This window comes from Bacillus sp. AR13-1 (assembly GCF_008042285.1).
GTDB classification, from domain to species: Bacteria; Bacillota; Bacilli; order Bacillales; family Bacillaceae_G; genus Bacillus_A; species Bacillus_A mycoides.
In genome coordinates this window covers 46,713-65,975 of the sequence record NZ_QNUA01000001.1, presented here as the reverse complement: position 1 = coordinate 65,975, position 19,263 = coordinate 46,713, and the positions used below count along the sequence as shown (strand labels likewise).

20 protein-coding genes are annotated in these 19,263 nt (G+C 34.9%); 17 read left to right on the top strand and 3 right to left on the bottom strand.

Annotation, left to right across the window (positions count from 1 at the left end; all coding sequences use genetic code 11):
• Window positions 1-2 precede the first annotated feature (2 nt).
• From hutI to DN408_RS00350, 3 genes are all read left to right on the top strand, one after another.
• Window positions 3-1,274: an imidazolonepropionase gene (hutI, locus tag DN408_RS00360; RefSeq protein WP_002128543.1), complete on the top strand. Its 1,272-nt coding sequence runs from the start codon at window positions 3-5 to the stop codon at window positions 1,272-1,274.
• On the top strand, window positions 1,253-2,224 hold the full coding sequence (gene hutG, locus DN408_RS00355; RefSeq protein WP_078178574.1) for a formimidoylglutamase: 972 nt from the start codon (window positions 1,253-1,255) through the stop codon (window positions 2,222-2,224). Before hutI ends, hutG begins: the two co-directional genes overlap by 22 nt.
• A 292-nt stretch (window positions 2,225-2,516) precedes the next feature.
• The gene (locus DN408_RS00350; protein WP_170935206.1) at window positions 2,517-2,978 is read left to right on the top strand and encodes a CarD family transcriptional regulator; all 462 of its coding nucleotides are present in this window, start codon (window positions 2,517-2,519) and stop codon (window positions 2,976-2,978) included.
• 538 nt (window positions 2,979-3,516) lie between these two features.
• Here DN408_RS00350 and DN408_RS00345 read toward each other — a convergent pair.
• Window positions 3,517-4,611 carry an NAD(P)-dependent alcohol dehydrogenase gene (locus DN408_RS00345; RefSeq protein WP_078178573.1) on the bottom strand — a complete coding sequence of 365 codons (1,095 nt, stop codon included), beginning with the start codon at window positions 4,609-4,611 and terminating at the stop codon, window positions 3,517-3,519.
• A 432-nt stretch (window positions 4,612-5,043) separates the two neighbouring features.
• Here DN408_RS00345 and DN408_RS00340 point away from each other — a divergent pair, with 432 nt between their 5' ends.
• From DN408_RS00340 to DN408_RS00320, 5 genes are all read left to right on the top strand, one after another.
• Window positions 5,044-6,171 (top strand): alkene reductase, encoded by a 1,128-nt coding sequence (locus tag DN408_RS00340; RefSeq protein WP_002128540.1) that lies wholly within the window; start codon window positions 5,044-5,046, stop codon window positions 6,169-6,171.
• 71 nt (window positions 6,172-6,242) lie between these two features.
• A complete protein-coding gene (locus DN408_RS00335) occupies window positions 6,243-7,817 on the top strand; it encodes an FMN-binding glutamate synthase family protein (protein WP_078178572.1) in 1,575 nt (524 codons plus the stop codon).
• Window positions 7,818-8,303: 486 nt separating this feature from the next.
• Window positions 8,304-9,242: a ring-cleaving dioxygenase gene (locus DN408_RS00330; protein ID WP_002167825.1), complete on the top strand. Its 939-nt coding sequence runs from the start codon at window positions 8,304-8,306 to the stop codon at window positions 9,240-9,242.
• 27 nt (window positions 9,243-9,269) lie between these two features.
• A complete protein-coding gene (locus DN408_RS00325; RefSeq protein WP_002128536.1) occupies window positions 9,270-9,884 on the top strand; it encodes an alpha/beta hydrolase in 615 nt (204 codons plus the stop codon).
• Window positions 9,885-10,021: 137 nt separating this feature from the next.
• Entirely contained in the window at window positions 10,022-10,816 is a 795-nt protein-coding gene (locus DN408_RS00320; protein ID WP_033729858.1) for a phosphotransferase, read from the top strand.
• A gap of 136 nt (window positions 10,817-10,952) precedes the next feature.
• On the opposite strand, the gene DN408_RS00315 is transcribed toward DN408_RS00320, so the two are convergent.
• Window positions 10,953-12,485: a BA3702 family sensor histidine kinase gene (locus DN408_RS00315; protein WP_078178571.1), complete on the bottom strand. Its 1,533-nt coding sequence runs from the start codon at window positions 12,483-12,485 to the stop codon at window positions 10,953-10,955.
• 236 nt (window positions 12,486-12,721) lie between these two features.
• Between DN408_RS00315 and DN408_RS00305 the strand changes: the two genes are divergently transcribed.
• Complete coding sequence (locus tag DN408_RS00305; protein WP_002128532.1) at window positions 12,722-13,093, top strand: VOC family protein; 372 nt, start codon at window positions 12,722-12,724, stop codon at window positions 13,091-13,093.
• A gap of 21 nt (window positions 13,094-13,114) precedes the next feature.
• Here the strand turns inward: DN408_RS00305 and DN408_RS00300 are convergent, their stop codons facing one another.
• Window positions 13,115-13,924: a YitT family protein gene (locus tag DN408_RS00300; protein WP_000251329.1), complete on the bottom strand. Its 810-nt coding sequence runs from the start codon at window positions 13,922-13,924 to the stop codon at window positions 13,115-13,117.
• A 143-nt stretch (window positions 13,925-14,067) separates the two neighbouring features.
• On the opposite strand from DN408_RS00300, the gene DN408_RS00295 reads away from it, so the two are divergent.
• The 8 genes from DN408_RS00295 to DN408_RS00260 all read left to right on the top strand — a co-directional run bounded on the left by DN408_RS00295 (window position 14,068) and on the right by DN408_RS00260 (window position 19,258).
• Complete coding sequence (locus DN408_RS00295) at window positions 14,068-14,871, top strand: protein phosphatase 2C domain-containing protein (RefSeq protein ID WP_078178570.1); 804 nt, start codon at window positions 14,068-14,070, stop codon at window positions 14,869-14,871.
• A gap of 15 nt (window positions 14,872-14,886) precedes the next feature.
• Window positions 14,887-15,339, top strand: a complete 453-nt coding sequence (locus DN408_RS00290; RefSeq protein ID WP_002146292.1) for a peptidoglycan recognition protein family protein — start codon at window positions 14,887-14,889, stop codon at window positions 15,337-15,339.
• Between the two features lie 17 nt (window positions 15,340-15,356).
• A complete protein-coding gene (locus DN408_RS00285) occupies window positions 15,357-15,608 on the top strand; it encodes a DUF2164 domain-containing protein (RefSeq protein WP_002087817.1) in 252 nt (83 codons plus the stop codon).
• A 139-nt stretch (window positions 15,609-15,747) separates the two neighbouring features.
• Window positions 15,748-16,050 carry an urease subunit gamma gene (locus DN408_RS00280; RefSeq protein WP_001241327.1) on the top strand — a complete coding sequence of 101 codons (303 nt, stop codon included), beginning with the start codon at window positions 15,748-15,750 and terminating at the stop codon, window positions 16,048-16,050.
• A gap of 14 nt (window positions 16,051-16,064) precedes the next feature.
• Entirely contained in the window at window positions 16,065-16,394 is a 330-nt protein-coding gene (locus tag DN408_RS00275) for an urease subunit beta (RefSeq protein WP_002128527.1), read from the top strand.
• A gap of 1 nt (window position 16,395) precedes the next feature.
• Window positions 16,396-18,108 carry an urease subunit alpha gene (gene ureC / locus DN408_RS00270; protein WP_002128526.1) on the top strand — a complete coding sequence of 571 codons (1,713 nt, stop codon included), beginning with the start codon at window positions 16,396-16,398 and terminating at the stop codon, window positions 18,106-18,108.
• A gap of 18 nt (window positions 18,109-18,126) precedes the next feature.
• The gene (locus DN408_RS00265; protein WP_000582803.1) at window positions 18,127-18,582 is read left to right on the top strand and encodes an urease accessory protein UreE; all 456 of its coding nucleotides are present in this window, start codon (window positions 18,127-18,129) and stop codon (window positions 18,580-18,582) included.
• Complete coding sequence (locus DN408_RS00260) at window positions 18,560-19,258, top strand: urease accessory protein UreF (protein ID WP_002128524.1); 699 nt, start codon at window positions 18,560-18,562, stop codon at window positions 19,256-19,258. Before DN408_RS00265 ends, DN408_RS00260 begins: the two co-directional genes overlap by 23 nt.
• The last annotated feature ends 5 nt before the right edge of the window (window positions 19,259-19,263 follow it).

Here is a 19,263-nt window from a genome sequence, read left to right as displayed (position 1 = left end):
ACATGCTGGACACTTTACTAATAAATATCGGTCAATTACTAACAATGGATCAAGAAGATGGCTTGTTAAGACGGGAAGCGATGAATACGCTTCCTGTTATTGAAAACGGTGCGGTTGGAATTGAAAATGGTGTAATTACTTTCGTTGGAACAGCGGAAGAAGCTAAAGGATTACAAGCGAAAGAGGTTATTGATTGCGGTGGGAAAATGGTTTCTCCTGGTCTTGTTGATCCGCATACTCATCTTGTATTTGGTGGATCTCGTGAAAATGAAATCGCGCTAAAACTACAAGGAGTTCCGTACTTGGAAATTTTAGAACAAGGTGGAGGTATTCTTTCAACTGTAAATGCAACGAAACAAGCGTCGAAAGAAGAACTTGTTCAAAAAGCTAAATTCCATTTAGACCGTATGCTATCTTTCGGAGTTACAACTGTAGAAGCGAAGAGTGGTTACGGATTGGATGATGAGACAGAATGGAAACAATTAGAGGCAACTGCACAATTACAAAAAGAGCATCCAATCGATTTAGTTTCAACATTTTTAGGTGCTCATGCAGTTCCGAAAGAGTACAAAGGAAAATCGAAAGAATTTTTACAATGGATGCTAGATCTATTGCCAGAAATGAAAGAGAAGCAATTAGCTGAGTTCGTTGATATTTTCTGTGAAACAGGTGTGTTCTCTGTAGAAGAATCAAAAGAATTTTTATTAAAAGCGAAAGAGCTTGGCTTTGATGTGAAAATTCATGCAGATGAAATCGACCCTCTTGGTGGTGCGGAAGCAGCGGCTGAAATTGGTGCAGCATCAGCGGACCATTTAGTTGGCGCTTCTGATAAAGGAATTGAAATGCTTGCGAATTCTAATACAGTAGCAACTTTATTACCAGGAACAACTTTCTATTTAAATAAAGAAAGCTTCGCACGCGGCCGCAAAATGATTGATGAAGGTGTTGCAGTTGCTTTAGCTACAGACTTTAACCCAGGTAGCTGTCCAACTGAAAACATTCAGCTTATTATGAGCATTGCGATGCTGAAACTGAAAATGACACCAGAAGAAGTTTGGAATGCGGTAACAGTGAACTCATCTTATGCCATTAATCGAGGCGATGTAGCTGGGAAAATTAGAGTTGGTCGTAAGGCGGATTTAGTTTTATGGGATGCTTATAATTACGCTTACGTACCGTACCATTACGGCGTAAGTCATGTAAATACAGTATGGAAGAATGGGAATATCGCATATACAAGAGGTGAACAATCGTGGAGCACGGCCACTATTTAAAGAAAAATGCAAAGTTTATCGATCGTGAAGTGACGAAGTGGAGCGAAATGATTAAAAATTGGGAGGAAGGTGTGGAAATATTCGGTGCTGCCTTAATTGGAGCGCCCCTTTCTAAACCATCTATTAGTCATTCAGGAGCATGTTTTGCACCAAAAACAATTCGTTCAATGTTGGATGCATATAGCACGTACGCAATTACAGAAGAACACGATATGAAAGAAAGTGTTCTTCATGATTGTGGTGATATTACGATGCATGTGACAGATATAAAAGAGAGTCATAACCGAATTGCGAAAACAGTTGGTCACTTGACGAAAGTAAATCCGAAAATGATACCAATCGTTCTTGGTGGTGACCACTCGATTAGTTTTCCGAGTATAACTGGTTTTGCAAATAGTAAAGGGAAGATCGGTATTATTCAATTTGATGCCCATCATGATTTACGTAATTTAGATGATGGTGGTCCATCAAATGGTACACCGTTCCGTAGTTTGCTAGAAAATGATGTGATTACAGGAAAACAGCTCGTTCAAATTGGGATTCGTAATTTTTCAAATGCACGAGCGTACCATGAATATGCAAAAGAGCATGGCGTGACAGTGTATACAATGAAAGATGTAAGAGAGCGAAAAATAAAAGATCTTATTTCAGAAAGTATTGAAGTATTAAGAAAACAAGATGTGACTTCTATTTATATTTCTCTTGATATGGACGTACTAGACCAAGCGTTTGCGCCGGGCTGTCCAGCAATTGGCCCTGGTGGGATGGATAGTACAACTTTACTTGATGCAATTGAATTCCTTGGTAAAGAGCCACTCGTTCAAGGGATGGATATAGTAGAGATTGATCCAACTCTTGATTTTAGGGATATGACGAGTAGAGTAGCTGCGCAAGTGATTATGAGTTTTCTTTTAGCGCGAGAAACGATTAGTAAACAGGTTAGTATATAAGCGAAGGATCGTGTGTGAAGTTTTGAAGCAACCGTTTTTGTCATTATATAAAAATACATCGCTACTTATATGTAGTGATGTGTTTTTTTTGTTTTACAAGGTATATAAAATTGGAGAAAATGGGTGTAGAAATGTAACAAAATCGCGGGTTTTTTAGTGTTTCTGTACAGCCTGAATTTTTATGTGTAAATAAATTGACATAGAAAATAATTTTGTGATATTATAAAAATTTTGCTAAAAAAATAAATGTGTGTTAAGATTGAGAAGGTTACCATATATGGAGGTGGATTATTTGTTTCAAATTGGCGATAACATCGTTTATCCAATGCACGGAGCAGGTATAATTAAAGCCATAGAAGAAAAGGAAATCTCAGGAGAAAAAAGACAGTATTATGTTATAAAAATGTCGGCTAGTAATATGGAAGTAATGATTCCTATGGGGAAAATATTGAGTTCAAATATACGACCAGTTACAGATATAAAGGCATTAACAAACATAATAGATATTTTTCAGCATGGGGAATCAGATAGATTACTTACGTGGAAACAAAGGTATAAATTGAACACTGATAAAATAAAAACGGGTAAAATACAAGAAGGTGCTGAAGTTGTACGTGATTTATTACGTATGCAGAAAGAAAAAGCACTTAATGCAAGCGAAAAGAAAATGTTAGATAACGCACATGAATTTTTGATTAGTGAGCTGGGATTAATTGAAGGTATCACAGAAAATCAAATAAAAAGCTTTTGTTAAGATTCATTGTAGATAATGTATTACATCCCAAAAAAGATCTTGAATTTTTTGGGAATATAATTATAGAAAATCAATCATTTCAAAGACATTCAACTCTTTCAAACCACTTTTAGAGCATTAACCTCTTTTGTTATTACTACAATTTAATCCATTTTTATTTTTTAATTTCTTTTACGAATGTTCGAAGTTTAATTAAATAACTCGATAAAATAGTTACTTGATTTTTGCAATCCTGATTCACACTGGCACGGACGAGGAGCCGTAAGGATGAAAGAGAGGTAGGGCTTTCATTGTTTTAGGTATATAAGTTATTATTTTTAGAAGAATACTGAACCACTCCCACTTCTATTGTTAAGAGATTTTCCATATGTGAGGAGATAATAATTGTTTATTTTCTTTATTTAAAAGAGATAAACGAATTGTTAGCCTTATATGGTCAACTAAAAAAGGTTTCCTACTTAGGAAACCTTTTTAATTTTATTTATTCCATTTCAGGATATTTTTGTTTTGTTAGTTATCGGGAAAAAGTAAACAAATGTTACTCCATTACGATAATAGGTTTAATCGTTTTTCCTGTTTTAGAATCTTCAAATGCTTGAGCAATTTCTTCAAAAGAATAGAATTGTACAAACTTATCGAATGGGAATAGTCCTTTTTGATAGAAATTAATTAATTTTGGAATGAATAGTTGTGGTACTGCATCACCTTCAACTACCCCTTTAATTGTAATAGCTTTTACGACAATTTCATTTGTTACGTTTAAAGTTAAATCCTTTTTACCAACAGCAACAGTTGCCATTGTACCTTTTACTCGTAAGCATTGAATGGATTGCAGTGTAACAATATTTACGCCAGTTGTTTCAAATGAGTAATTAGCTCCACCGTTTGTAATTTCTTTAATTTTGGCAACTGGATCTTCGTTTAAGCTATTAATCGTGTGTGTAGCCCCTAATTCCTTCGCTAATTCTAAACGACTATCATGAATATCAATGGCAATAATTGTAGTACATCCAGCAATTTTAGCTGCCATTAAGCCACTAAGGCCAACAGCACCGGTTCCAAATACAACTAGGCTACTACCTGGTTTTGGCTGTAATGAATTTAGGATCGTACCGCTACCAGTCATAATTCCACAACCAAGTGGTCCTAATAAACGTATATCAACATCTTTTGGTACTTTTACAGCATTATTCTCATTAACAACGGCATGGTATGCGAATGAAGATTGGCCGAAGAATTGAGAAACGTCATTATTGTTAAGATCGTGTATAGGTGTTACATGGCGTTTGTTTTTTCCAGAGAAGTTTAATTCAATCATATTTTCGCAAGCGGCAGCATTACCATCTAAGCAATTTTCACAATGACCACAGTAAGAAAATCCAAGTACAACATGGTCACCAGGTTTAACCGATGTTACATTACTTCCCACTTTTTCCACGATACCAGAACCTTCATGTCCTAAAACAACTGGTTTTGGTGTTGGCATTGTACCGTCTAAAACTGTTGCATCTGTATGACATATACCCGAAGCGATAATTTTTACTAATACTTCATCGTCTTTAATCTCGTCTAAGTATACTTCTTGCATATTAAAATCTTTTTCAGGTGTAGAAACGATAGCTTTTGTTTTCAATGTTATCCTTCTTTCTAAAAGTTAAATAAGAAAAAATACTTTCAACTATCTAGGAGTCTTTTATTAGTTCCTAAAATTTCGTTGGTATAATTAAAAAACAAATGAATTATTGAAACCTCGTTAGTGTAAGTTTGAACATAGTACATTGGAAACAGGTTCTTTTTGGTTAGTAAATAGTTAAATAATTAATTACCAATATATTCTATAGTAATAAAACTAGAAAAAAAGAAAACATCCACTTAATAAGTATTTTCCTCATCCACTTACTGGACATTAGAATAAACAGTAGATTCTTGAATTTCAGAACCCTTAAAGTTAAAAACGGTTAGTTTTATTATACGAATATTTCTACGTAAGAGCGTATAAATTGACGTTACTATCTAAAAGTAAGTATGATGCGATTATAGTTAGATTTTTTTAGGGGGAAGAAAAATGACAAGTTCGAATAATAAAGCGGCAAGTATTTATGAAGGAACAAATATAAACGCTTGGGGGTCTTTTGAAAATATTGAAGAAACGAAGTTATTTCATCCGATTCAAATTGGATCTTGGTCTCTTCGTAATCGCATAGCGATGGCACCGATGACGAGATGTTTTGCAAATAATGAGACTGGAGTCGTTGGTGCTGACGTAGTCGAATATTACCGAAAACGTGCTGCTGATGGGATTGGACTAATTATTACAGAAGGAATTGTCATTAGCCCGAGAGCAAAAGGGAATCCAGGAGTACCAGGTATTTATACACAAGCGCAAGTCGATTCTTGGAAACCTGTTACAGAGGCAGTACATAAAGAAGGCGGAACGATTATTGCTCAAATATGGCATGTTGGACGTATGAGTCATCACGAAATAATTGGTGATCAAATGCCGCAAGCACCTTCTGCTATTGCTGCGGAGGGGAATGTTCCGCGTTTTCGTAAACCGTTTGATACACCAGAAGCAATGACAATAGAAGAAATAAAAGAAGTTATCGGTCAATATGCACAAGCCGCAAAGAATGCGATAGAAGCTGGATTTGATGGTGTAGAAATTCACGGTGCACACGGATATTTAATTGACCAATTTACTTATGAATTTGCGAATAAGCGTATTGATAAATACGGCGGTGACTTAAAACAAAGGTTAACGTTTATGAAAGAAGTTGTTCAGGCTGTAATTGAAGCAGTTGGAGCTGATAAAACGCTTCTTCGCTTCTCTGCCTTTAAAGGTGATAATCCTACTTATATGTGGGAACATCCTGAACTTGCAATTGAAACGTTTGTAAATATGTTTAAAGAAGTTGGATTAACGATGATTCACCCTTCAACGATGAATTATACGCAAGTTATTGCTGACGGCAAGAATTTTCATCAATTAGTAAGAAAGTATTGGGATAGTACTATCGTAGGAGTAGGTAATTTGAATCCGAAAGAGGCAGAAGAAGCACTGCAAGAAGGAACAATTGATGTAGCGGCGTTCGGAAGACCATTAATCGCTAATCCAGATTTTGTTCAGCGAATTAAAAATGCTGAAAGTTTGGTTGAATATGACGCGAAAGAGCATCTTGCTACGTTAGTGTGAATAAGGATAAAAAGAGAACACATGGAGTGTTCTCTTTTTATTATGGAATTTCATATATAGGGGGAAGCGGAATGAGTGAAGCGCTACTCATTATTATTAGTATATTGCTCTTTTTGATGCTACTTTTAATTGTCTTTTTTATCATTACATTTTTTATTAAAAAACGGACGCATCATTCTATATTAAAACTGCATCCATACTTAGGTAGAATGCGCTATTTACTCGAAAAAATAGGCCCGGAATTTCGGCAATATTGGTTTGATCATGATACTGACGGAAAGCCCTTTTCGCGCTACGATTTTCAAAGTGTTATGTTTCTAGCAAAATACCGTTCTGAAATACTTGGTTTTGGATCAAAACGAGATTTTGAGGAATCTGGCTATTATATTGCTAATACATTATTCCCCACATTAACAGATGAATTAAGTGTGAATCTCACGCAAGAACGTGAGGGGAAAAAATATATGATTCATAAAGAAGGGTTATTTTCAAGAAGAGAAAAATTGACAGCGGATACAACAAACCTTTGGTTGTATGAAGAAGAAGATGCAATTATAGTGGGCGAAAATCGTAAATATCCATGGAAACTGTATGGGATGTTTGGAGCGTCAGCGACATCTTACGGTGCGATTGGAGAAAATTATATTTTATCAGCTGGGTTTGGTGCAAAAATGGCAGGTGGTTCGTGGATTAATACTGGGGAAGGGGGCGTCATTCCAGAACATTTACATACGGGTGCAAATATCGTTGCCCAAATTGGTCCGGGATTATTTGGATACCGTGACGAGGACGGGAATTTTTCGATGAAGGAATTTATGGAGAAGGCGAAAGAAAGTAATATTAAAGCGTTTGAATTGAAATTTGGGCAAGGAGCAAAAATACGTGGTGGTCATTTAGAAGGACAGAAGGTAAATGAGAAAATCGCTTCCGTTCGGAAAGTACGAGAAGGAGAAACGATTAATTCGCCAAATCGTTTTTCATTTATTAGTAGTGCCGCAGAGGCTTTATATTTTATTCAAGATTTACAAGAAAACGGTGGTAAACCAGTGGGCATGAAAATTGTAATTGGTCAACAGAAGCCTTTGGAAGATTTATTAAAAGCAATGAAAGAATTAAACATCTATCCAGATTTTATTACAATCGACGGTTCAGAAGGTGGATCAGGGGCAACATATAAATCGATGGCAGATAGTATGGGGCTGCCGCTTATACCGGCATTACTTACATTTATTGATACAGCAAATCATTACGGTGTCAGGGATAAATTAAAGGTGTTTGCCTCCGGGAAATTAATCACGCCAGATAAAGTGGCGATTGCTTTAGCTATCGGTGCAGATGCCGTAAATTCAGCACGCGGATTTATGATGGCAAGCGGTTGTATTATGGCACTTCAATGTAATTCAGGGCAATGCCCATCTGGGGTTGCAACCACGAATCCACACTACCAAAAAGCATTAGATCCGTATGAGAAAAAATGGCGAGTAATGAACTATGTTATTAGTATGAGATATAGTTTGTTTTCATTAGCGGCAGCAGCAGGGGTAAAGAGCCCGCGCCATTTAACGAGAGAGCATATTGTGTTTAAAGATGAGATTGGGAAAGTAGTTCCACTTTCGGAATTGTTTCCTTCCGTAATTGGGAAGTGAATATGTAGCTGAACAAAAAATAATCAAAAAAGTCATACATTTGTATGGCTTTTTTGGTTATGGGAAAAGTAGAAATTTATTACATGGATGTTCCCGTTTTTCGGTTGCTCTTTTTCAAACAAATTATTTGATGGAGATGAGTTGTCAGAATATTGTTTTTGATGAAAAAATGAAACGATATCTGCATTGACAATAAAAACTAATTAGACTATAATAAATCTCGAATTCAAGATATTTTTTGAAGGATAGTCAAAATCATAAAATCAATATTTAAAATATAATCATAAGAACTGTAGTTTTTTTTGTGAATTATCTCGAATTCGAGATAATTTTTGAACTAAATGAAATGTGTTAGTTTTTTAGAGAGATACCTCAATTTTGTAAAAGATAGTATTGCGGATTGAACTTTATCATATGGACAAAATGAATAATGAATTTTAGCGAATAAACGTTTTTTGTAATGAAATAAAAAAAGGGGTGGAGAAAGTGGAAAAGAAAACGATGGGAATTCATCACATTACAGCAATCGTAGGTCACCCACAAGAAAATGTAGATTTTTATGCAGGTGTATTAGGATTGCGTTTAGTAAAACAAACAGTGAATTTTGATGATCCAGGTACGTATCATCTTTATTTTGGTAATACAGGAGGAAAGCCTGGAACAATTATTACGTTTTTTCCATGGGCAGGTGCTCGTCAAGGTATTATTGGGGACGGTCAAGTAGGCATTACGTCTTATGTCGTACCAAAAGGTACAATGGAGTTTTGGGAAAATAGATTAGAAAAATTCGACGTACCGTATACAAAAATGACTCGGTTTGGAGAACAGTATATAGAATTTGATGATCCACATGGTTTGCATATAGAATTAGTTGAAAGAGAAGAGGGCGAATTAAATAATTGGACTTTTGGGGAAGTTACGCCAGAAGTAGCAATTAAAGGATTTGGCGGTGCTGTTCTTTTATCTGCACAACCTCAAAAAACTGCTGAATTGTTAGAGCATGTTATGGGTCTTGAGAAAGTAGGAGAAGAGGGAGAGTTTATGCGGTTCCGTTCTTCTGCTGATATTGGAAATATTATCGATTTGAGATTATCAACAATTGGACGTGGGCAAATGGGTGTTGGTACAGTTCATCATATTGCTTGGAGAGCGAGTGATGATGCTGATCAATTAGACTGGAAAGAGCATGTGTCTCGCTTTGGATATGGTGTAACCCCTGTACAAGACCGAAACTATTTTAACGCAATTTATTTTAGAGAACACGGCGAAATCTTATTTGAAATTGCAACAGACCCTCCTGGTTTTGCCCATGACGAATCTTTAGAGACGATGGGTGAGGAGTTAAAATTACCGGATCGATATGAACAACATAGAAAACAAATTGAACAGACACTCTTACCATTTGAAGTGAGAAATCTAGATTAAAGTGATTGAAAGGGGAAAAGGAATATGATGAAACATGTTTTTCAAAAAGGAAAAGATACGTCAAAACCAGTGTTGTTATTGCTTCATGGTACAGGAGGAAATGAATTAGATTTATTACCGCTTGCAGAAAGAATTGATCGGGAAGCTTCTGTATTAAGTGTTCGTGGAAATGTATTAGAAAATGGGATGCCTCGTTTCTTCCGCCGATTAGCAGAAGGTATTTTTGATGAAGAGGATCTTGTTTTCCGTACGAAGGAATTAAATGAATTTTTAAATGAAGCAGCAAAAACATATGAATTTGATAGAGATAATATCGTAGCTGTTGGGTATTCAAATGGAGCAAATATTGCGGCGAGCTTATTATTCCATTACGAAAATGCATTAAAAGGTGCAGTCCTTCATCACCCAATGGTGCCTAGAAGAGGAATACAATTACCTAATTTAGCAGAGAAATTCGTATTTATCGCTGCTGGAACAAATGATCCAATTTGTTCACCTTCTGAGTCAGAGGAATTGAAGATGCTATTAGAAAATGTAGATGCTAATGTAACAATGCATTGGGAAAATAGAGGACATCAATTAACGATGAATGAAGTAGAGAAGGCAACAGAATGGTATGAAAAAATATTTTCACATGCATAAATAGTAGACTAAATCGAGTGTAAAATCATAAAGATTTTATACTCGATTTTTTTGTTGTAATTTAAGGGGTTAAAAGAGAATAGGAAAGTTATGTTAAAATATAAAGAAAATGTAGAATAATGGAGGGGGACTATTAGATGTCAAACTACGAAAATGAAGAAATGCTAACGGGAGGGAATGTCTCAAACGTATATCGTTCGGAAGATACTGTTCGACGAGAATTAAAGAAAGGCAGTACCCGAATTCATAAGCTATTAAACCATTTGGAAAACAAAGGTTTTAGTTATGCACCAAAGTTTTTAGGTATTGATGATAAAGATAGAGAGATATTATCATTTATTGAAGGAGAAGCTGGTAATTACCCTTTAAAAGAGTACATGTGGTCTAATGATGTTTTAAAAGAAATAGCGAAGATGCTCCGTCTTTATCATGATGCTGTGAGTGATTTCCCGTTATCAGATGATTGGAAACCGATGGATAATACTCCAAATAAAATAGAGGTTGTATGCCACAATGATTTTGCAATATACAACATTATTTTTAATAACGAAAAACCAGTAGGTATTATTGATTTTGATGTTGCTGGTCCTGGACCAAGACTTTGGGACATAGCCTATACTCTTTACACTTGTGTCCCATTAAGTAGAGTTTATTATAAGGAAACAGGTGCGGCGGTTTATTATAATTCATTACAGCATGCAGACCGCATAAAGCAAAGAGTTAAATTGTTTTTTGAGTCCTATAAAAGTGATGGCATCGCCGAGGATTATTTGGAGATGGTACTTCTACGATTAGAAGGATTATGTAAATACATGAAAAGAAAAGCACTAGAAGGCGATATGAACTTCCAAAAGATGATAGATGAAGGGCATCTTGAACATTATGAAAATGATATTCAGTTTATTCGTAAACATGGAAAAGAGTGGATTTAATAAAATAAATCGTATACAAAAATAAAGCTCAGAGTCATATAGGGACTTTGAGCTTTTTAACGTATTAGTGTAGATGTTTTCCACAATAACCCGACTACTTATAACAGATGTCTTTTACTATATTAATGTAGCATAGTTAAGAGTTTGTTACAGGCTGAGCTGTAGCAATCGGTAATTGGATATCGACAGTTGTTCCTATGTTTAATTCACTGGAAATGAATAATTTTCCGTGATGCTCTTGAATGATTTTATAGCACATCATTAAGCCAAGGCCAGTTCCTTTTTCTTTCAAGCTATAAAAAGGTTCGCCAAGACGAGCCATGCGCTCTTCAGGAATCCCACAACCTTCATCCATAATGCGTATTGAAACAAAATCATTTTCTAACGAAGCTGTTTGAATGAATATGTTACCACCAGCAGGCATCGCCTCGATTGCATTTTTTAATATGTTAATCAAAACTTGTTTTAATTGATTACTGTCACATTGAATGTCAGAAATATAATCGAAATGATCCATGATGATATGAACGCTATGCATAACTGCTGTTGGTAAAATAAAAGTTACAACTTCTTCAATTAATGTTTGTACGTTGCATGTATGAATAGATAACACTTGTGGTTTAGACATCGCCATAAATTGGCTTGTTATAGATTCCATTTGTGAAATCTCACTCAACATAACGTCCACATACCATTTATTTTCCTCATTTATTTCTGGATGTAATAACGTTAAAAATCCTTTTAATGAAGTGAGCGGGTTTCTAATTTCATGGGCAATTCCGGCTGTCAGTTGTCCTACTACTGCAAGTTTTTCGGATTTCCGTAATAACTTTTCAGTTTCTTTTAGTTCGGTAACGTCTCTTCCCATCACTATAAGACCTTTGCGTGAGCCATCAGGATGGAAGAGTGGGACTTTTGAAATGCTTAAAACTAAGTCGAAATCATTTCTATGTATAATAAATTCCTCTCCGTGAAGAATTTGTCCTTTTTGCCATGTTAGTTCATCGACTTCTTCACAATGCAAAAAAGATTCGCGGTATGCTTCGTTATATTGAATGAGTTCATTATCTTTTTTTCCATGATAAGGAACGTTATGGAAATTGAAACAAGAAAGCGCATAGTCATTCGCTTCAAGCCAGCGTCCTTCATGATCCTTAAAAATAACAAATGCAGGCATTGAATTCATTAATGTGCGTAATCGTTTCTCACTCTCTTGTAATACTTTCTCAATTCTTTCTGATTTTTCAAGGGGTTTCATAATGGCGTATACACCTGTTAAACGGTTTTTAACAAAAATAGGAACTAATTTTGTTACGACATCTAGTAAATATCCGTCTTTATGATAAATAGAGACGATATACTCTTTTTGATTGTCAGCTGCAGCATTTTTTATGTATTGTAGCACTTGATCAGAAATATGTGCTTCTAAAATAGAAGTGATTGTTTTTCGCTCTAATTCGTTAGAAGTATAACCTAATATTCTTTCCGCAGAGGGGTTAATATGTAAAATAACTCCTTCTAAATTCAATGAAATAATACTATCAGGGTTATGTTCAAAAAGAGATGCATACATTTCTGCTAAAGAACGATTTTGTATATGGTTTCGCAGGCGTCCAGATACGTTCGGATGACGCTTTTTTTGAGTAGATGAATATTTTTTACGACTCATAATATTTCCTCCGTACAATTAGCATCTAAAAAAGATGGATCTATTAATAACTATAATATAGGTGTGACGTTTATTTCTATAAAAAATGGAAATTACAGAATAAATTTTCTTTTTTTATTATTAGTGGAAGGTATAAAAGGTAGTAATAAGAGAATCTTATATTGCTTAATTAATTTTCTGTAAGTTACATGAATGTGTTTTCGTTATACGATTAGACTAGAAGAGGGGGAAGGAATATGAAAAATTATATTCAAGGAATTGATCATGTACAAGTAGCTGCGCCCGTAGGATGTGAAGAAGAAGCGCGAGAATTTTATGGTAATAAAATTGGAATGGAGGAAATTCCAAAGCCGGAGGAATTAAAGAAGCGTGGTGGGTGTTGGTTTAAGTGTGGAAATCAAGAGATTCATATCGGAGTTGAGCAAAACTTTAATCCAGCTAAAAAAGCGCATCCAGCTTTTTATGTTTTAAAAATTGATGAATTTAAACAAGAGTTAATAAAGCAAGATGTTGAAGTAATAGATGATCATGCGCGACCAGATATAATCAGATTTTACGTGTCAGATCCGTTTGGAAATCGAATTGAATTTATGGAAAATAAAAACTAGGTGAAGGTCCACCTAGTTTTTTTACACTTTTCTAAACAATCCTAATACTTCAACAGTCTCCGTAATATTAACGAATGCATGAGGATCAATTTCCGAAATCGTTAGTTTCATACTTGCTAATTCTTCACGTGAAACGACTGTCATAAGTACACGTTTTTTCTCGTTTGAATAAGCACCTTCACCATCAAGTAACGTAATTCCACGTACTACAGTTGAAAGAAGCTTTTTTTTCATTTCTTCTGCTTGATTTGTTACAATCATAAGTGTAACTTTACGATGTTTCGTATGAACGGCATCAATTACTTTACCAGTTACATAAATTGAAAGTAAGCTTGTAAGGGCAACATCCCAAGTGAAGAAAAATCCTGCAATGACAACAACAACAGTGTTTAATGCAATAAGGAATCCACCAAGTTTAATATCTCGCTTACGAGATAACAACATACCGATAATATCAAATCCACCAGTTGAACCATGGCAGTTAAAGACAAGACCAATACCAGCTCCGGCGATGACACCGCCAAATACAGATGATAAAAGTGGATCTGTTGCTACGACTTTTACTGGAACATAGTATAATGCAACAGATAATACAATTACAGAAACAACCGTGTTAAAAATTACTTTTTTTCCAAGACCTATGTATCCTAAAATAAGGATAGGTAAGTTCAATACAAAGTTAATAATACCTGTGTTTACAGGGGTTACAATCCCTAAAATAATAGCAATTCCGCCAATTCCACTACTTAAAATTTTATGGGGGATAAGGAAAAGATTAAAGGCAATTGCGATAATAATAGAACCAAAAATAACACCAAGAAATCTGACCATCTCTTTCCCATCCTTCACTAAATAATCATATTATTTCAAGATTATATATGAAATTGAAAGTTTTTTGGGAAAACAGTTTATTTTGGAAAATTAGATTAATCTAAATAGTTCGAGTGTTTGATAAATTGGGAGGGGATACAGATATGAAGATAGCGACGTATCAACAGAAGAGTCCTTTAAAACAAGAGTGTGAGGATTCATTTTTTTGTAATGAAGATAAAATGATTTACGGTGTATGCGATGGAGCAACACCGTTAGTTCCATTTTGTGATGAAGAAGGACATAATGGAGCATACATCGCTTCACATTTATTTGCAAGTCATTTTACTTCGCTACGAGAGATCAATAGTTTACAAGGTGAAGTTGCAAAGGCGAATGAATTATTGCAAAACAAGATGCTAGAGTACAAGGTTGATACGAGAAAAAAAGACCATCTGTGGTGTACATGTATTGCAGCAGTTCAAATAGAAGGCGATAAACTTGAATATGCACAATTAGGTGATTGTATGATCGTTGCAATACTTCAGGATGGAGCGATAAGAGTATTAACGAAAGATACAGTTAAGGGAATTAGTAAACGCGCAAAAAAGAAGAGGGAAGAGGATCGTAAAAAAGGATTACCAGTCCCGGAAGAACACGTTTTTCAAGATGTTCGGGAGCAGTTAAAATACAATCGCTATCTTGCAAATATGCCAAACGGCTATTCAGTTGCAAATGGGATGAAAGAAGCTATGGATTATTTACAATATGGTGAATTACAGGTAGCTGAAGTAAGTGGGATTTTTATTTGTTCAGACGGATTGTTTCACCCAGAATGGTCGTTAGAACAAACTTTAGCATATATAAGAAAGAATAGTATAAAAGAATATGTAGCAATCATTGAAAGGTTAGAAGGAGAAAATAGAATAAGACCAGATGATAAAACAGTTATTATGATCGATTTGTAAGAGGAGGATGTTCATATGGAAATTAAATGTGCAAATTTAACGTTTCAAAATGAGTTAGTTCCTTTAGAAAAAGTAAATAAACTGATTATCCACCATACGTCAGAAGATGGCTGGGATGTGTATAAAACTCACGAATTTCATCAAAAGGTAAGAGGATGGAGCGGGATTGGTTACAATTATTTTATTGAAGAAGATGGAACTGTAGTCGAAGGACGAGGTTTACATATTGGAGCACATGCGAAAGATAATAATAGTAATACAATTGGAATATGTATGACGGGAAATTTTGATAAATATGATCCAACTACTGCACAAATGAATTCATTATATTCTTTATGTAAAATGTTTATGAAGCAGTTTGCCATAGAGAAAGGGAATATACTCGGCCATAGGGAGTTAGAAGGGGTTACAAAAACTTGTCCAGGAAATCGCTTTTCTATGGTAGAGTTAAGAAAAGTATTATCTTAAATATAGAGGAGTAACTCATGATGATGAACATAAAAATACCGACTGATAAAAAAGAAGAGCTTGTAGCACAAATTCAGCAATTTTTCGTTGAAGAAGATTTAGATGAAATTGGACGTTTCCAAGCAGAACGTTTAATAGAGGAAATGATTAAATTAGTTGGACCATTTGCATACAATCAAGCAATTGGAGATGCAAGAAAGCTTGTAAGTGAGAAATTAACGAATATTGAAGAAGACTTGTATGTGTTAGAGAAGAATGAAGGGAAATAAAAAAAGACTAGAAATTCTAGTCTTTTTTTATTTGATTAGCAGAAAAAAACATGGAGAAAACACGGAAAGGACATTGGAAGTACATCTTTTGTTTTTAGAATATTCTTAGTTTTAAAATATTTTAGAAAGGAAGATTGTAATGAGATTAACTCCAAGAGAAATTGATAAACTGCTGGTAGTTGTTGCGGCTGATTTAGCTTATCGACGAAAGGAGAGAGGGCTTAAGTTAAACTATCCAGAAAGTATCGCTATTATTACGTATGAAATTTTGGAAGGAGCAAGAGATGGTAAAAATGTAGCGGAATTAATGGAGCTTGGAAAAAATATTTTAAGTGCTGAAGATGTTATGGATGGTATTGCAGACATGATATCAGATATTCAAGTTGAGGCAACTTTTCCTGATGGAACAAAATTAGTAACTATTCATCAACCAATTCATTAAAGGAAGTGAATGTTATGATTCCAGGGCAATATATCCTTGCGAAAGAAGACATAGTATGTAATGGAAATAAAAAAGAAACGAAAGTTAAGGTGTTAAATCAGGGAGATAGACCGATTCAAATTGGATCCCATTACCACTTTTATGAAGTGAATGAGGCGTTAAAGTTCAATCGTAGTGTAGCAATTGGACAACATTTAAATATTCCAGCGGGTACAGCGGTAAGATTCGAGCCTGGGGATGAAAAAACGATTGAATTAGTTCCGTACTCAGGGAAGCAAGAAGTATATGGATTTAAAAATAAAGTGGATGGCGATATTGAATCTTATAAAAAAAGAGGGAGATAGCATGAGTTTTAAGATGTCACGTAAACAATATGCTGATTTATATGGTCCAACTACAGGAGATTCTATTCGTTTAGCGGATACACAATTATTCGCACATATTGATCGAAATTACACCGTATATGGTGATGAAGCTGTCTTTGGTGGAGGAAAATCAATTAGGGATGGTATGGGACAAAATTCGCAACTTACAAGGGAACAGGGTGTTGTGGATGTTGTTATTACGAATGCAATTATTATTGATTATACAGGAGTATATAAAGCGGATATTGGTATAAAAGATGGAAAGATTTCAGCAATTGGTAAGAGTGGTAATCCTTCAGTTATGGATAATATTGATATCATCATTGGAACATCAACGGAAGTAATTTCTGGCGAACGAAAAATCGTTACAGCTGGAGGTATTGATACACACGTGCATTTCATATCCCCACAACAAATTGATACAGCATTAGCTTCAGGTATAACAACTTTAATTGGTGGAGGAACAGGACCGGCAGAGGGTACTAAGGCAACTACAATAACGCCTGGATCTTGGAATTTAAGAAAAATGCTAGAGGCAGCAGAAGCTTTTCCTATAAATATTGGGTTTTTAGGGAAAGGAAATAGTTCAAGTTTACCTGCCCTGGAAGAACAAATATTTGCAGGAGCTATTGGATTAAAAATTCATGAAGATTGGGGAGCGACTTCTTCAGCAATTAATCACTCGTTACAGATTGCTGATAAATATGATATTCAAGTTGCTATTCATACTGATACGTTAAATGAATGTGGTTTTGTGGAAGAAACGATAAAGGCTATTGATAATCGTGTTATTCATACGTACCACACTGAAGGGGCTGGTGGTGGGCATGCACCAGATATTATAAAGATTGCTGCACTGAATAATATTTTACCTTCTTCAACGAACCCGACCTTGCCATATACAGTGAATACGTTGGATGAACATTTAGATATGCTCATGGTATGTCATCATTTAAAAGCAAATATTCCAGAAGATGTAATGTTTGCGGATTCAAGGATTCGAAAAGAAACAATTGCGGCAGAGGATATTTTGCAAGATTTAGGGGTTTTCAGCATGATTAGCTCTGACTCGCAGGCGATGGGAAGGGTTGGAGAGGTTATTATTCGCAATTGGCAAACCGCCGATAAAATGAAAAAGCAGATTGGTAGTTTAGAGGGAGATAAAGAGTATAACGATAATAATAGAATTCAACGCTATATAGCTAAGTATACAATTAATCCAGCTATTACACATGGGATTTCAGAATATGTCGGCTCTATTGAAGCTGGGAAATATGCAGACCTTGTAATATGGGATCCACAATTTTTCGGTGTTAAGCCAGATATGGTTTTGAAAAACGGGATGGTAGTGATGGCATTAATGGGAGACGAGAATGCTTCGATCCCCACACCACAACCATATTATGAAAAAAAGATGTTTGGTGCATATGGAAAAGCGGTACAGTCAAGTTCGATTACATTTGTATCTAAAGTAGCTTATGAGAATAATATTAAAGAAAAATTAGGTTTAAATAAAGTTGTATTACCTGTTAGAAATACGAGAGAGATTTCTAAGCAAGATATGAAGCTGAATAATGCAACACCAGAAATTGAAGTAGATCCGCAGACATATGAAGTTAAAGTTGATGGACAAGTTATTACGTGTGAAGCAGTAGATGTATTACCTATGGCTCAAAGATATTTTTTATTTTGATATAACGGAGGAGATAAAATGATTATTGAAAAAATTAATAACAACGTATGCAATATGAATGATTTTGCAAATACAAAAAAGCATCTTGATAGAATATTGATTTCTAGTGAGCTTTTACTAAAGAGGGTTCAGAAATTATATTCAGAATCTGGTTTTGAAATTGGGGTGTCTTTAGATAATGGAGAAACATTAAAGAACGGTGATATTTTATATGAAGATGAACATCGTATTGTATATATTGAAGTGTTACCAGAAGAGGTAATTGTAATTACTCCAACGTCAATAAAAGAAATGGGAATTATTGCGCATAACTTAGGAAATAGACATTTGCCAGCACAATTCGATGAAGGGTGTATGATTTTGGCGAACGACTACTTAGTAGAAGATTTACTCAAAAAGGAAGGTGTTCCTTATCAAAAAGAAAATAGAGTATTACCCAAACCGTTCAAGCATGCTTCACACAAACATATTTAACCTACTTAACCTACTCCAAATTAGTGATTCGAACTTCCCAACAGGAAGTTTTAGTCACTCTTTTGGATTAGAAACATTTATTCAAGAGGGACAAGTTACAAATAAAGGCGAATTTTTCAAATGGATTAATCGATATGTAAAAGTGCAATTAACACACACGGACGGCTTAATTTGCAAATATACTTACGAAGCCACTAAGAATAATGATGGAAAACAAATTACATTTTTAGATGATTTAATAACAGCACAAACATTGCCTTTTGAATGTAGAAGAGCAAATAGAATGATTAGTAAAAGTACTTCTAAACTATTGTGTGAACTGTTCTCATTTGCAAATTTAAATATATACAAAGAAGATGTTATGGGTAATAAATTACAAGGTCATCCGAGTATCGTATACGGAATATTAGGGGCGGAATTGAAAATGACAATAGAAGAAACGCTCTTAGTTTTCTTATATTCAAGTGTTGGAAGCATAATTCAAAATGGTGTGAGAGCCATTCCTCTTGGACAAACAGATGGTCAAAAACTATTACAAGAATGCCATGAATTGATCTGTGAATCTATTGATAGAATTCAAATACTTTCATTAGAGAATTTTGGATTGAATGATCCTGAATTCGAAATAAATCAAATGCAACATGAAGATGTAAATGTAAGAGTCTTCATGTCATAGGGAGG